This window comes from Lentzea sp. NPDC003310 (assembly GCF_040610935.1).
Taxonomy (GTDB): Bacteria; Actinomycetota; Actinomycetes; order Mycobacteriales; family Pseudonocardiaceae; genus Lentzea.
Map to the genome: position 1 here is coordinate 307057 of NZ_JBEXNC010000010.1, position 14962 is coordinate 322018.

Consider the following 14962-nt stretch of genomic DNA (forward strand, 5'->3'; position numbering starts at 1 on the left):
CCGCCCACATTAGCGAAGGGGCAGCGGCGCTCTCGGGGCTGTTGGTATATGTGGGCGGTGATCAGGAACTTCGCCGTCGTCGGTCCCGGGCAGGCCACCAGGGAGCGGTTGACGGCGGCTCTAGCGGCCGCGCCGAACATCTCGGTGTACCGGATCGGGCGCGGCGCCGACCCGTTGCCCGTCTCCGCCACCTTCGACCCGGCGGACGAGCCGGGGTGCCGCAGCCTGCTGGACTGGTTCGAGCGCGGCGCGCCGGCGGGGGCGGTGCTGCTGCTCGACGACTGGGAGCTGTGCGCGGGGCTCGACCCGGAGCTCGACCGGACCGTCGAGTGGATCGCCGCGTTCGGGCCGGCGCGGGGCGTGCAGACCGTCGTCACGGCGCGGAAGTGGGCCGACGTGCCGGAGCGGTTGCGGCGGCAGCTGCACGGCGAGGCGACGGACTTCCTGGCGTTGCACGGGATCGAGCCCGACCTGAGCAACAAGTACCAGCGCCAGGACCTCCGGGCGGCCATCGGGGCCGACGCCCGCGGCTGGCCGGTGTACGTGGACGTCAACGCGACACTCGCCGCCTGCCTGGCCCCGCCCGCGGAACGCGAGCAGAAGCTGCTGAGCGCGTTGCTGGGCCTCATGGTCACGCACTCGTCGGCGGACCTGAACTTCGCCCTCTTCGACATGAAGAGCGTCGGGTTGTTCGACGGTCTGGAGGCGGCGCCGCACGTGGCCTGCGCGTTCACGGGCGAAGACGACGACGAGATGCTCCAGCAGTTCCACGTCGGCCTGGCCGGCGAACTCGACCGCCGGCGCCGGCTCAAGCAGGCGGGCGAGCCCTTCCCCGCTCTCCTGGTCTGCGTGGACAGCCCCGAGGCGCTGGTGGAACGACACCCCGGTTACCGCGGCCTCCTGCAGTCCCTCAGCGGGGCGGGTCACGAACTCGGCGTCCACCTGCTCTACTCCGGTGACGGGCCGGCGGCGACCCCGCCGGCGCAGATCCCCGCCTGGCCGGCGGCGGTCCCGCCGTACGACCTCGAGGAGTGGGCCGAGGTCCTGCCACCGGCCCTGGCCGACACCTGCCCGCCCGCGCACGTGCTCGCCCTGCCACCGCCCGGCGCCTTCCAGTCCACCCAGAAGCTCACCCTGCCGCCACGACCGTCCTCGACGGAGCTGAGGCTGGCCGCGCTGCCGCCTGGCGCCATCGGCCTGGTGGGCACGCCCTCCGAGCACCACCGCGACGTCCTGGTGCCCGACTTCACCGGGGAACTGCGCCACGGGGCCATCGTGGGCAAGCCGGGCACGGGCAAGAGCTCGACGCTGCGCGCACTCCGGGCGGTGCTGGGCAATCCTGAGCGCTACCAACTCCTGGACGGCCCCGGCGAGCCGCTCGACCCGCAACGCCACATCGTCGTGACCGCGCGCACGTGGAACCAGGTGCCGCCGTTCATCCGCGACAGCCTGGCCTTCGCCGTCGAGTTCCGCCTGGACGACCCGGCCACGTCACTGGTCGACCCCGACCAGGCCGCCCGCGTACCGGACCGGCCCGGTTTCGGCCTCGCCCTGCCCGGCCGCCTGCCAGCGCAGATCGCGCTGCCGTGAACCACCTCGCCCTCATCGGACCCGCCGACGTCGTCGCGCGGCGCCTCGCCGGGATTAACGGGATCTACCGGATCGGACGCGGCGAGATGGCCGGGGTCGCGGTGAGCTTCGACCCCGGTGACGAGCGGCGGCGGCAGAACCTGCTGGCGTGGTTCGAGCGCGGGGCGGAACCCGGGGCGACACTGCTGGTCGACGACTGGAAGTACTGCAGCGACACCGATCCCGGGCTGGCCGACACCGTCCGGTGGATCGCGGCGGCCTCGTGGAACGTGCGGGTGGTCGTGACGGCGCGCGCCGTGGACGAGTTGCCGGAGCGGGTGCCGCTGCGGGTCGAGGTGCTGGACTTCCTGTCGCTGCACGGGTTGCGGCGGTTCAGCAAGGCCGCGGCGTGGACGGGGCGGTGGTGGAAGGTGCCGGTCGGGGTCGGCGCGGACGGACCTCTGGTCGTGGAGCTGACGCACTTCGCCGACGGGAAGTGGCGCACCGGATCGCATTTGAGCGTGCCGACGCCTGAGGTGTTGCGGAGTCTGGTGCTGGGGTTGATGACCACGCACTCGCCGAAGTTGTTCCAGGCGGTGTTCATCGACGCGCAGGATTCGGGAGTGTTCGACGGACTGGCCAACGCGCCGCACGTCGTGGCGCATCATCGTTGGGCCGCAAGGGATCCGCAGCGGATCGCGGAGCTGCTCACCGCGGAGTCGGAACGACGGCTCGACGTCGTCGGCAACACGTGGACGATCTTCGACCACCGCGGGTTCGACCAGGTGCTGCCGCAGTTGCTGGTGTGCGTCAACGGGTTCGCGGATCTCGCGCACACGGAGCTGGGGACGGCGCTAATGGCGTTGGCGCGGGACGTCGGCAAGTCCGGGGTGCAGCTGGTGGTCGACAGTCCGCACGAGGTGGCGGACCTGCGGGTCGGCGAGTGCGAAGTGCCCGCGAACCTCGACGACGCGGCGGTGGAGCTGCCGGCGTTGATGCACGAGGAGGAGCCCGCACCGGACTTCTTCACGCTGCACGAGACGCCGCGGCACCTGTGGCGGTCGCGGCCGGTCAAGCTGCAGTACCGGGCGGCGGTGGGCGTCGACGAGTTCGGGCAGCGCGTCGAGGTCGATCTGAAGTCCCAGCACCTTCAGGACGGGATGGGGCCGCACGGCGAGATCACGGCACCCGACGACAGGCGGGCGGAGGGCATCCGGGCCGTGGTGCTCGGGCAGCTGCTGCGGCACTCGCCGGACGAGCTCCAGGTCGTGCTCGTCGACTTCCGCGGCACCGGGGTGTTCGCGGGGCTGGACGGGGCACCGCACGTGCGGCACGGGATCGTGGACCTGCTCGAGGACCACGCGCTGCGCACCAGGACGCTCGCGGACGCCCGCCACCGGACGATCTGGGACCACCGCGCCGCGGGGCACGTGCTGCCAGAGCTGCTGGTCTGCGTCGACGGCGTGCACGGGCTCCTCGCCGAACGACCGGAGTTCGAGGAGGTGCTGCGCACCCTGGCCGCGGAAGGGCGCACCTACGGGCAACACCTGCTGCTGTCGGACACGACGCCGAGCACGTACGGGTCGTACCGGCTGGAGTGCACCGAGCAGGGCTGGGTCCGGCGGATCGGGCGGTCGGTGGAGAAGGTCGTGTTCCCCACCGACCTCGACGACGTCGTGTGGTCGTTGCCGATCCAGATGGCTAGCTCATGAGCGCCGCAGCTTCCGCTGGGCGTCGTAGAGGTTGCGCGGGGTGACGTCGGTCGTGCCGTAGAGCTCCAGGCGGGAGTTCAGCTCTCCGGCGAAGTCCGGCTTGTCGATCTGGCCGAAGTCGCGGACCTCGGAGATCGCCACGGTCGCGCTGCACGGCGCCACCTGGTCGATGCGGACGTTGCCGGCGCGCTGGTTGGTGACCGTCACGTTCCAGTGCGTGAAACGCGCTCCGTACAACGGACCCGCGTTCGCGCTGCCGCCGTGCGCGCCGACGTTGTTGATGGTGATCTCGGTGCGCACGTTGGCGAACGGCAGGCCGCGGTGCGTGTCGAAGACGTCGTGGTCCATGCGGCCGCGCGTCCAGACGTTGCCGCACGACAGGCCCTCGACGTTCAGGCCGTGGTTGCCCGCGCCCGCCTGCGACGGCTCCGACGGCGCCTCGATCACGAAGCCGTCGGTCAGGTTGTCGTGGGACTGCTCGCGCACGGCGTACGCGTGGTGGTGACCGCGGCCGGAGACGCGGGTGTTCAGCAGCGAGATCCCCTTGGAGGACACCAGGAGGAAGCCGTTGTCGACGTCCTGGACGTGCACGTCGTCGGCCCAGCAGTCCCACGCGCACTGGAACGCGACACCGTTGTACCCCTTGTCCAGCAGGTGCTTCGGCGTCGGCACCTTGAACATCTCGATCTTGATGCCCTCGACGCCCGCGCCCGTGACCACCGGCGCCATCGTGGTGAGGCGGGCCTTCCACTCCGGACGGATCTCCAGTGGCAACGGCTGCGCGAGCTTGACCCTGTCGCCGAGCACCCACTCCACCTTCACCGGCCACAGGAAGGGGAAGTACGACAGCAGCTTGTCCTTGTCGTCCCACCGGTAGGTCTGCGTGCCCGGGACGTCACCGCACATGTGCTTGGGCAGCGAGTACTCGGAGTCGTCGAGGCGCAGCAGCACGCGCTGGCCCGCCCGCAGCGACCGTCCGTTCTCGACGGTCACGACGAACGAACCCCTTGCGGCGGAGCCCGTTACGGCCGTGAGCGTCGAACCCTGCTCCAGCTCGTTGCCCGTCCAGCCCTCGAACGGCCACTTGCGCGCCTTGATCGCGTCGACCAGCGGCTGGTAGCGGTCACGGTGGCAGACCCACACCAGGCCGCCGGACCAGCTCCACGCCGAGTTCTCCGAGCCGTACCGGCTGCGGTTGATGCCGACGATCTCCTCCAGCGACCGGGTCGCGTGGAAGGTCGTGCGGGAGCTGCCCGCGCCGCGCAGCACCACGTTGTCGTAGCCGATGCGGATGATGTCGTCGATCCGGTAGCGGCCCGGTGGCACGAACACCGTGCCGCCGCCCAGCCTGCCGACGAACTCGACGGCCTTGTTGATCGCGGCGGACGCGTCGGCCGAGCCGTCCCGGCGCGCACCGAAGAAGAGGACGTTCGCCAGCACCGGACGGCGGGCGGGCTTCTCGCCCGTGCGGTAGCCGGCGTAGGCGATGTTCGGGATCTGCGGGTGGTTGTACGGGTTGGCAACGAACTCTTGCCACAGCGAAGCTGAGGACTGCGCGGAGGCAGTCCCCGTCATCGTTGACGACCCGACCAGTGCAGCCCCTGTAGCCAGCAGGAACAGCCTTCTGTCGATGCTCATTTCGCCGTCTCCAAGGGGTCTTGGCCACGGCGGCGGTGGTCAGATCAAACCAGAGATCAGGCCCCGGCGGAACGAACCGCCTCGGAGATCAGCTCGTCGACCTGGTGCATCATCCGGCGCGCGTCGGTCGGCGTGAACGTGCTCCACGGCGGCTGACCGTTCGACGACTTGCGTTGCTGCAGGTAGCGGCCGTCCTCGGTGTCGAAGAACGCGACCACGCGCTCGGGCCGCCAGCGCTTGCCGTACTTGTCGCGGGCGGCGGCGCCGAAGTTCCCGGTGTGCACGAGGCCGGTGAACATCTTCACCAGCGCCTTCGCGTCGTCCTCGCGCAGCCCGACGTTCCGGAACGCGGCCTCCATCGACTTCGGCGACCCGTCGGTCTGCGAGATCGCCTTCTCGATGTCCGCGCTCGGCAACGTGACCGAGAGACCCGTGCCCGCGGGGTGCTGGGGCAGCAGCGACAGCACCGCCGAGGCGAGCCCGGAGCCCGCCCACGGCTGGAACGTCAGCTGCTTGTCCCGCAACGTCGCGAGCGCGCCCCAGTCACCGTTCGCCACGGCGAGGACGCGCAGGCTGTGGCCGAGCCAGAGGCGGCCGTCCGCCTCCCGCTCGGGCTTCACGAACATGCGCAGCAGCCCGTCCAGTTCGGACGAGAGGCCGCGCGAGTTGCCGAGGCGCCGGTGGTCCAACTGCTGGAAGACGCGGTTCTCGAGCTGGATGCGCTCGTCCCGCGTCTTGCCGGGCGTGGGAACTTTCAGGATGAGCGGCATGGGGCCGACGTCCATCCGTTCCCAGACCACGTCGAACTCCTCGGCGGAGAGGACGATCGGCTCCCTCTCCGCCGGAGCGCCGAACAGGCTCACTCTGCCGCGCCGCCGATGACCGGCGGAGCGACCAGGCGGTCGTCGCCGAACACGTCGTCGGTCTCGACCAGGTAGTCGGCCGCCTTGTGCTCGATGTCCTCTTCGCCCTCGCCGCGCTGACCGTGCGCGCCACCACCGGCGGCACCGGCACCGGCCGCACCGGCCCTGCCCGCACCGGCAGCGCCACCGGCGCCACCACCCGCGGCACCGCCGCGCAGCGCGTCAGGACCGGAGCCCAGACCGGACATGCCGCCGGGCAGGCCACCCGGCTTCAGGCCGCCGGCCTGGCCGGACGAGCCGAGCGAGCCGGATATCGGCCCGAACGCCTTGCCGCCACCGGTGCCGAGCTGGCCACCGCGCACGCTGTTCGCGCCGCCAGGACCACCGGGGCCGCCAGGACCGCCGGGGCCACCGATGCCGGGCCGGGTGAACACCGGTCCGCCGGGAGGTGGCGTCGGAGTCGGGGTGGGGTTCGGCGTCGGGTTCGGCAGGTTGGTGGGGGGCTGGACGTGCGTGGGCGGCGTCGTCGTCGGGGGCTGCGTCCACGAGGTGTGCGTGGTGTCGGTCGGCGGCGGCGTCCAGCCGGTCGACACGGCAGAGCCGGTCGGCACCGGCGAACCGGTCGCGAACGACGGGGTGGTCGTGCCCGTGCCGGTCGGCATCCCCGTGTTGCCCTGGGTGAAGCCGACGCGCGTGCTGCCCGTGCCCGTGTCGCCGGGAGGAGGCGTGTCGATCACGACCTGCGGCGGCGTCGGGATGTCACCGAGCGTCGAGGCGTTCCACTCGCTGTCGGACTGGTAGTTCTCCATGACCTTGACGGCCTGGGCGGCGGCGTTGTCGGCCGCGGCCTCCTGCCGCTCGTGGTCCTGCTGCTGGCCGATGACGTGCGCCATGCCGAGCGGACCGGTCAGCGCGCCACCGGCGTAGTCGAGGAAGCCCGGCTTCTCCGTCGTGACGGGGACGACCTCGGGCATCTTCTTGCGCGCCTCGGCGATGTACTCGCCCTGCAGCCGCGCGGAGGACTCCATGGTCGTCGCGCCGGTCTCGGCGAAGCCTGCCCACTCGGCCAGCGGCGACAGCGCGGCCTGGGCGGCGTCGGCGGAGTCGGACTCCCAGTCCGCGCCCATCTTCGTCAGACCCGTGTGCAGGTCGGCGTCGATCTGGGCGAGCGTCGCGGCGATCTGCTTCCAGCCCTGCTCCACCGGGATGGAGGCGGAGACGCCGGGACCGGAGTTGATCATCTTGTACAGCTCGGGGTGGCCGTACCCCTGGAAACGGTGGTCGCTCATCGGTCAGTCCCCCTCTCAGGCCTGGTCTCGGAGGTGCTTGCCCCACATGGCGGCGTTGTTGCCCTCGGTGATGATGTACTGCTGCTCGATCGCCTTGAGCTGGTCGATGACGTCGATGAGCTGCTTCTTGTAGGCGGTCAGCGCCGCGAGCGCCTTCCCCGACGTCTGCTCGTTGAACGCCTTCGAGGTCTCGTCGGAGATCGGGTCCTCGGCCCACGGCCTGGTGGGCAGGACGTCCACGGCCCGCTCGATCTTGGCGTCGAACTCCGCCAGTGCGTGTTCGAAGGCCTTCCTCGCCTGTGGAATGGCCGACGGGTCCACCTTCAGCTTGCGCTGACCGAACTCGGGGGGCGACGAAGCGCCACCTCCACCATCCGCGAGAAACACGGCACACCCTCCTCAGTACGGCCCCGACAGGATGGGCCGCGTGTGCTTTTGGGACGACTCTAGCTCTGATGCATTACGCGGGTGACCGGTTCCCGGTATAAGCGCGTAGATCTACTCAACTGTCATTTGGCCGCGAGCGCGGCGCCGACGGCGGCCGCGGAGGCCTTGGCCAACTGGCACGCACCGTCCAGGGTGGCGGTGGTCTCTCCCAGGCGCCCGAAGGCGTCCACCAGCAACAACTGACCGTCGTTGACGTCGAGGTAGATCTCGCAGTTGCCGACGGAGCCGGGAGACTCCCGCTGCGTGAGGTAGCCGGGATACCCCGCTACCGGCAGCGCGGTGAGCTTCGACTCACCGACCGTCCTCTTCAGCCGGTCCACACCGCCGTTGACCAGGGTGTAGATGGTGCCGCTGTACTTGCGGTCGACGTAGCTGAGGTTGCACCGCTTGCTCCCCTCCCCGTAGTCGGGCAGCGGGGTACCCGCTTCCGCCTTGCTCAAACCCAGAGCCGCCTGCTGTGCCGGCGTGATCACGGAGCACGGGTCGAAGGTCATCAGGTCGACGTTCTTCGGCCTGTTCACCGGGGCCGAACCGGTCGAAGACCCGGTCGTCGGGGCGGAGCCGGTCTGCTCGCCCGCGGAGGGCTTGCCCGGCTCTGTCGTTGAACACCCGGCCAGGACCGCTGCCAGCAGGAACGGGACGGCAAGTCGACGCATGGCGGCCAACGTATCGGATCACCGGGCACGCAGGGTGGCGAACGACGTGTCCCGCGTCACCCGTACGACGCATTGCCGGTGACCGCACTAAAAGGAAACCTTCTTTACGATACCCCGAAGCGCCGCCGCCCCGATGCGTCGAGGAGCGACATGCTGCGCAACCGACCACTGCCGACACTGGTCGTGGCGGCGGTGGGCCTGGCCCTGTTCGTGCCAGGCACCTCAGCCAACGCGGGCCCCGTGCCCGGCACCGGAGCGGCGCTTCAGGTGGCCGCCGCGCCCGGTCAGACGTCCACCATCCCGGACTGGCGCATGCAGACCAGCACCACCGCCACGCAGTCCGGCAGCGTGATCTCCGGGCCGTCCTACTCGGACGCGGGCTGGCTGACGGTGCCGGCTCGGTCGACCGTGATGGCCGGGCTGATCGCCAACGGCAGGTACGGCGACGTCAACTACTCCGAGAACCTCAAGAAGGCGAATCCGAGCGACTTCAAGGTGCCGTGGTGGTACCGCAAGGTGTTCCAGGCGGACCCGCAGCCGGGCGTGAACACGTTCCTCAAGCTCAACGGCGGCGTCATCTCCCGCGGTGAGGTGTGGCTGAACGGCACGAAGGTCGCCGGCACCGACACGGTGATCGGCGCGTACCCGACGTTCGAGTTCAACGTCACCGGGCTGCTGCGCAAGGGGGACAACGCGCTCGCGATCAAGGCGTCGCCGTCCGACCCCGCCAAGGACCTGGTGATCCACTTCATCGACTGGGCGCAGCTCCCGCCCGACCGCAACCAGGGCCTGTTCCGCGACGTCGACCTCGCGCAGAGCGGTGCGGTCTCGTTGCGCGGCCTGCACGTCCTCACCGACCTGCCGCTGCCGAACCTGAACACCGCGACCGTCACGGTGAAGGTCGACGCGCGCAACAACACCGGCAACGCGGTCACCACGACCGTCTCCGGGAGCGCGGCAGGCCGGAACTACAGCCAGACCGTGAGCCTGGCCGCGAACGAGACGAGGACCGTCACGTTCCCGCTCACCGTCGCGAACCCGCAGCTCTGGTGGCCGTTCCAGATGGGCGGCCAGCCGCTGCACGAGGCGACGGCGAACGCGACCGTGGGCGGCGTCGCGTCGGACCAGCAGAAGACGACCTTCGGCATCCGCGAGGTCACCTCGACGATGGTCGGCGGCAACATCCAGTACCAGGTCAACGGCAAGCCGATCCTGATCCGCGGCGGCGGCTGGGCGTCCGACCTCTTCCTGCGCACGAACGCGCAGAAGATCGCCGACGAGATCCAGCTGACGAAGTCCATGGGGCTCAACACGATCCGGCTGGAGGGCAAGCCGGAGAACGACGAGATCTACGACCTCGCCGACCGCGCGGGCATCCTGCTGATGACCGGCTGGGAGTGCTGCTCGAAGTGGCAGAACACCGGCGCGTTCACCGCGGAGGACAAGCGCGTCGCGGGCGCGTCCGCCGAGGGCGAGGCCAAGCGGATCCGCAACCACCCCAGCGTGTTCACGTTCCTGATCGGCTCGGACGAGGCACCGGTGGCTGACGTCGAGAAGATCTACCTGGACGCCCTGAAGCGCGCCGACTGGCAAACGCCGATCGTCACCGCGGCCGCCCGCCGCAGCTCTCCGCAGCTCGGTGACTCGGGCATGAAGATGGACGGCCCGTACTGGTGGGAGCCGCCGGTTTACTGGTACGACAACCAGAAGGGCGGCTCGGCGGGCTTCGCCTCGGAGATCGGCCCCGGGCTCGCGATCCCGGAGATGGACGAGCTCAGGAAGTTCCTCAGCCCGGCCGAGATCGCCAAGCTGACGGACTACAACGCGCAGCAGTACCACCTGTCGCCGTCCGGCAACTTCAGCAAGATCGGCTTCTGGGGCACCGCCCTCGACAACCGCTACGGCAAGCCGTCCAGCGTCGAGGACTTCGTCCGCAAGGCGCAGTTGCAGCAGTACGAGACGAACCGCGCGCAGTTCGAGGCGTTCGGCCGCGACTTCTCCGACACCGGTGCGAACCAGGCGCAGGGCGTCATCTACTGGATGCAGAACGACCCGTGGCCCAAGCTCTTCTGGCACCTCTACAACTACAACCTCGCCACCGCGGGGTCGTACTTCGGCGCCAAGACGGCCAACAAGGCGTTGCACGCCCAGTACTCCTACGACGACAAGTCGCTCGCCGTGGTGAACATGGGTCTCGAGGCCAAGCAGGGCCTGCAGCTCCAGGTCACGGTCTTCAACTCCGACGGCACGCAGAAGGCGAACGAGACGCGGTCCGTTCCCGCCAAGGCCAACGGCTCGGTGCGGGTCGGGAACCTGCCGCAGCCGTCCGGCCTGTCACCTGCGTACTTCGTCCGGCTGCTGCTGAAGGACGCGAGCGGCAAGGAGGTCGACCGCAACGTCTACTGGCTGTCCACCAAGGCGGACACGCTGAACTACAACGCCGGTGACTGGTGGTACACGCCGCAGGCCCAGTACACGGACCTGAAGTCGTTGAGCTCGCTGCGCGCGGGCCAGGTGTCGGTGACTTCCACGACGACGCCGGGCACGGACGGCAGGCAGGCGACGTCGGTGACCGTCAGGAACACCGGCACCTCGGTGGCGTTCTTCATGCGGGCGTCGCTGCGCAAGGGTCAGGGCGGCGCCGAGGTGCTGCCGGTCGACTGGAGCGACAACTACATCACGCTGTTCCCCGGTGAGAGCCAGACGATCCGGGCCGAGTACCGGACGTCCGACCTGGGCGGCGCACAGCCGGTCGTCCAGCTCTCCGGGCACAACGTGTCGAAGCGCTAGCTGTCGTAGCGGTTCGCGACGACGTCGGGTCGTTCCACGGGACGGCCCGCGTCGAGCGACCACGCCAGCCGCACGTACTGCGCGTGCGTCCAGGCGAGCGGGGTAGCCGAGCCGGTGCCTCGGCCGTTCCACACCTGTTCGGGCAGCATGAGCCCGCTGTTCGCGGTCGCGGCGATCTCCTCCAGGCGCTTCGCGGCACTGGCCTTGTCCCCGGCGAGCAGCTCGTACTCACCGCGTTCGCCGGTCAGCAACGGCCAGAGCCTGCCGTAAGTGCGGGTCGGCGTCGGCCAGTTGATGCCCCACGGCCTGCCGTCCGCCGTCTCGCCGTAGCCGTCCTGGGTGAACCGGTGCCAGTAGCCCTGTTCCTTCAACTGCTGGTCCACGACTCGCACGGTGTTGCGCACGACCGGGTCGTCGGCGCGCTTCACGCCCAGCCGCACCAGTTCGAGGAAGCTCGGGTCGACGACCGCGCGCTGGTCGATGTCGGTGGGGTTGTTGTCGCCCAGGTTGTACTTCGTCGCCGCGTCGGGCTGTCCGTCCTTGGTGAGCCGCAGGTAGTACGGCTTCGGCGAGTACGGGCCGGTCTTCGTCGCCGTCCAGCCCTCGACCTTCCGCTGCCACTCGTCGGCGGCCTTCAGGTACCTGTCGGCGTTCTCCCCGTTGCGCTGCACCAGGTCCGCGAAGCAGACCAGGCCGGCGACGACCGACGCGGTGGTCGCGGGCGAGTAGCCGTCCTGGTTCTCCCAGCGCTCCTGCTCGCTGAACGGCGAGTTCGGATACGCCAGCAGGTAGTCGGCGGAGCGGCGCAGCGAGTCCATTGTGGACTTGTCCTGGCGGTCGAGGTGCCAGGCGAGCAGGAGCGGTGCCGCTACCTGGTCGAGCTGGACCTTCAGCCACACCGGGGTGCCGTCGACACGGGTGTTCTGCGGCAGGTGTCCGTCCGGTTGCTGCTGCTCCTGGAGCATGAAGTCCAGCGAGCGCTCGGCGAAGCCGCGGTCTCCGGCCGCGATCATGGCCGTGGACACGTGGTAGAGGTCGCGCGGCCAGACCAGCGCGTAAGGGCCGAGTTCCGGAGCCAGCTCGCGGTCGAAGCCGAACGCCCACGGGAAGCTCGGCGACGCGATCGACGCGCCGGGGTGGGTCTTGTCCTCGGTCGCCGCCAGCACCATCACGGACATGTCGTAGAGGCGCCGGTCCGCGGACTTCGGCCGGCGCAGCCCGTCGAGGTAGGTGTGCCAGCCCTGCGCGTACTCCTTCGACACCATGCGGAATCCCCGGTCCAGCGAGGCCTGGGCGATGCCGTCACCGAAGCCGACCGCGAACGTGCCGTGCGCACGGCGGACCGGTTCGACCGGCAACGTGCTCCTGACCTCGCTGGAGCCCTTCATCGGCACGTGCTCGACCGACAGCCGCACCGGACGGTCGGCCTTCACCGACACGTCCGCGAGGACGGCCGCGCGCCGCGGGTCGGTGACGTAGGTGATCTCGGCTCGCCAGCCCTCGCCGCGCAGCCGTTGGCGGAACGTCAACGACCGGTCGTCCGCCGGTTCGGTGTAGGCCTGACCTGGCTTTCCGTCCACCAGCAGCCGGGTCTCGCGGGTGGCGGGCGTGCTGAGGTCGGGGAAGAAGATCTCGGAGAGGCCCTGGTGGCCGAGCGTGAACCAGACCGGGCTGTCCGCCGATCTCGCCGTGCCGAAGGCTTGCTTGTCGGCGGGCAGCGGGACCACCTCCGCCGCGGCGCGGGCGATCGGGGCCGACATGACGAGGAGGAGCACGACCAGGGCCAATGCCTTCATGGCACTGGGAGTTCCCCGACCTAGAGATCACCACGCAACAGGCTGTCGATGTTCTCCGGCGGACCCGGCCGCGCGAAGAACCAGCCCTGCCCGGTGTCACATCCCAGCCGCAGCAAGCGCGCGGCCTGCGCGGGCGTCTCCACGCCCTCGGCCGTCACCCCCAACGACAACGCGTGCGCGAGCTGCACCAGCGTCGCCACGATCTGCGCGTCGACCGGGTCCTCCTCGTTCTCGGCGCGCAGCCCCTCCATGAACGAGCCGGCGATCTTCAGCTCGTGCACGGGCAGGTGCTTGAGGTACGCGAGGTTCGAGTAGCCGGTGCCGAAGTCGTCGATCGCGATGCGCACACCCATGTCGCACAACGCCCTCAGCGCCTCCAGCGGCTCGTCGGCGGTGCCCATGATCGCGGACTCGGTGAGCTCCAGCTGGAGGTGGTGCGGCGGCAGCGCGCACTCGTCGAGGATCTGCTTGACGTCGCGGACCAGTTCGGGGTCGCGGGACTGGCGGACGGCGAGGTTCACCGACACGAACGGGGCCGCGTCGCCGAACTCCTCCAGCCAACGCCTGGCTTCCTCGCACGCCTTGCGCAGCACCCACCGTCCCAAGGGGACGATCAGGCCCGTCTCCTCGGCCAGTTCGATGAACCGGTCCGGGGCGAGGCGGCCGAACTCCGGGTGCTGCCAGCGCACCAGGGCCTCGACGCCCGCGATCTTCGAGTCCTCCAGGCGCACCAGCGGCTGGTACTCGACGTAGAACTCGCCGCGTTCCAACGCGCGCGGCATCGTGGCCGAAAGCGTGAAGCGGGCGACCTCCTTGGCGTTGCGCTCCGGGTCGTACAGCGCCCAGCGCGACTTGCCGTCGGCCTTGGCCCAGTAGAGCGTGATGTCCGCGTCGCGCATCAGGTCCGCGGACGTCGTGCCGGACAGCTCCCGTTCGACGATGCCGATCGACGCCGACACCGAGAGCTCGTGGCCCGCGATGCGGATCGGCGCCTCCAACTCGGTCAGCACCCGGTCCGCGACGTCCACGATGTCCTGCTCGCCGGACGAGCCCTCGACGAGGATCACGAACTCGTCGCCGCCCATGCGCGCGACCAGCTTGCCCTCGCCGGACACCGAGTGGTCGAGCCGGCGGCCGACCTCGACCAGCAGCTGGTCGCCTATGTCGTGGCCGAGCGAGTCGTTGATGACCTTGAACCCGTCCAGGTCCAGGTAGCAGAGGCCGGCGCGCACGTGCTTGGCCCGGTTGTTGAACACGCGCCCGAGCCGTTCGAGGAACAGCGCGCGGTTCGGCAGGCCGGTCAGCGGGTCGTGCAGCGCCTGGTAGCGCAGGCGGTTCTGCAGCAGGTGGCGGTCGGTGACGTCCTCGATCATCGCGACCTGGTACTGCGGCTCGCCGTGGTCGTCGCGGACCAGCGACAACGTCAGGTGCGTCCACACCTGCTCGCCGTCGGCGCGGTGGAAGCGCTTCTCGGCGCGGTAGTGGTCGCACTCGCCCGCGATGAGCTGGTCGTAGAGCCGCCACACGCTGCCGGCGTCCTCGGGGTGCATGAGGTCGCGCACGTTGTACTGGCGCATCTCCTCGACGCTGAACCCGAGCATGTCCTGCAGGGCCTGGTTCACGTCGAGGATCCGGCCGTCGATGGCCGCGATGCCGATGCCGATCGCCGCCTCGGTGAACATCGCGCGGAACCGGGCCTCCGACGCGCGCAGCATCGACTCGGCCTGGTCGCGGGCGTCCAGCACGGCCGCCCTGATGGCCTCCTGCTCGGCGAGCGTGCGTTCCCTCAACGCGCGGGCGTACCCGGCGGCCAGCGCGCCCTGCAGCGCGGTCAGGCGGGACGTCAGCCGCTCGTCGCCCGGGAAGCCGAGCTCGACCAGCAGGTCGTCGCCGAGCAGTTGGACGGTGCGGCCGAGCGTGTCGGTGCCGGTGAAGTGCGCGTCGACGAGCTTGGCGCCGATCTCGTAGCCAGGGGCGGTGCGGAACGGGGCCGCGAAGAGGGCCTCGACCAGCAGCTCGGTGAGGTCCTGGAGGTGCTGGGCGACCTCCGCCCTGGTCATCGGCACGTAGCTCGACCCGATCACGGCCGTGGCCCAGCTGCGCGCGAACGCCTCCGCACCGGCCAGTACGGCCGGGCTCAAGGAAGAGCGATCCTCACGCACCCGCTGGTCAACCCGATCGGTCATCGTCTCGGCCCTAACG

The 14962-nt window shown here is 70.1% G+C and carries 10 protein-coding genes; 3 read left to right on the plus strand and 7 right to left on the minus strand.

Annotated features, from left to right (window positions below; translation table 11 throughout):
- The first annotated feature begins 57 nt into the window (after positions 1 to 57).
- A complete protein-coding gene (locus ABZX02_RS22715; protein WP_355300548.1) occupies positions 58 to 1590 on the plus strand; it encodes a hypothetical protein in 1533 nt (510 codons plus the stop codon).
- Positions 1587 to 3281, plus strand: coding sequence for a hypothetical protein (locus ABZX02_RS22720; protein ID WP_355300549.1), 1695 nt, complete (start codon positions 1587 to 1589; stop codon positions 3279 to 3281). The genes ABZX02_RS22715 and ABZX02_RS22720 overlap by 4 nt, the downstream gene beginning before the upstream one ends.
- Here the strand turns inward: ABZX02_RS22720 and ABZX02_RS22725 are convergent.
- The 5 genes from ABZX02_RS22725 to ABZX02_RS22745 all read right to left on the minus strand — a co-directional run bounded on the left by ABZX02_RS22725 (position 3276) and on the right by ABZX02_RS22745 (position 8174).
- Positions 3276 to 4856: a glycosyl hydrolase family 28-related protein gene (locus tag ABZX02_RS22725; RefSeq protein WP_355300550.1), complete on the minus strand. Its 1581-nt coding sequence runs from the start codon at positions 4854 to 4856 to the stop codon at positions 3276 to 3278. The two genes, ABZX02_RS22720 and ABZX02_RS22725, sit on opposite strands and share 6 nt — an antisense overlap.
- Before the next feature lie 119 nt (positions 4857 to 4975).
- Positions 4976 to 5782: an ESX secretion-associated protein EspG gene (locus ABZX02_RS22730; RefSeq protein ID WP_355300551.1), complete on the minus strand. Its 807-nt coding sequence runs from the start codon at positions 5780 to 5782 to the stop codon at positions 4976 to 4978.
- Entirely contained in the window at positions 5779 to 7071 is a 1293-nt protein-coding gene (locus tag ABZX02_RS22735) for a hypothetical protein (protein WP_355300552.1), read from the minus strand. The genes ABZX02_RS22730 and ABZX02_RS22735 overlap by 4 nt, the downstream gene beginning before the upstream one ends.
- A 15-nt stretch (positions 7072 to 7086) precedes the next feature.
- The gene (locus ABZX02_RS22740; RefSeq protein WP_355300553.1) at positions 7087 to 7458 is read right to left on the minus strand and encodes a transcriptional regulator; all 372 of its coding nucleotides are present in this window, start codon (positions 7456 to 7458) and stop codon (positions 7087 to 7089) included.
- Positions 7459 to 7580: 122 nt separating this feature from the next.
- A complete protein-coding gene (locus ABZX02_RS22745; protein WP_355300554.1) occupies positions 7581 to 8174 on the minus strand; it encodes a DUF3558 domain-containing protein in 594 nt (197 codons plus the stop codon).
- A 150-nt stretch (positions 8175 to 8324) separates the two neighbouring features.
- Here ABZX02_RS22745 and ABZX02_RS22750 point away from each other — a divergent pair, with 150 nt between their 5' ends.
- A complete protein-coding gene (locus tag ABZX02_RS22750) occupies positions 8325 to 10964 on the plus strand; it encodes a glycoside hydrolase family 2 TIM barrel-domain containing protein (RefSeq protein WP_355300555.1) in 2640 nt (879 codons plus the stop codon).
- On the opposite strand, the gene ABZX02_RS22755 is transcribed toward ABZX02_RS22750, so the two are convergent.
- Both ABZX02_RS22755 and ABZX02_RS22760 read right to left on the minus strand, forming a co-directional pair.
- Positions 10961 to 12760 (minus strand): glycoside hydrolase family 15 protein, encoded by a 1800-nt coding sequence (locus ABZX02_RS22755; RefSeq protein ID WP_355300556.1) that lies wholly within the window; start codon positions 12758 to 12760, stop codon positions 10961 to 10963. The two genes, ABZX02_RS22750 and ABZX02_RS22755, sit on opposite strands and share 4 nt — an antisense overlap.
- Before the next feature lie 20 nt (positions 12761 to 12780).
- On the minus strand, positions 12781 to 14946 hold the full coding sequence (locus tag ABZX02_RS22760; protein WP_355300557.1) for an EAL domain-containing protein: 2166 nt from the start codon (positions 14944 to 14946) through the stop codon (positions 12781 to 12783).
- Between the last annotated feature and the right edge of the window lie 16 nt (positions 14947 to 14962).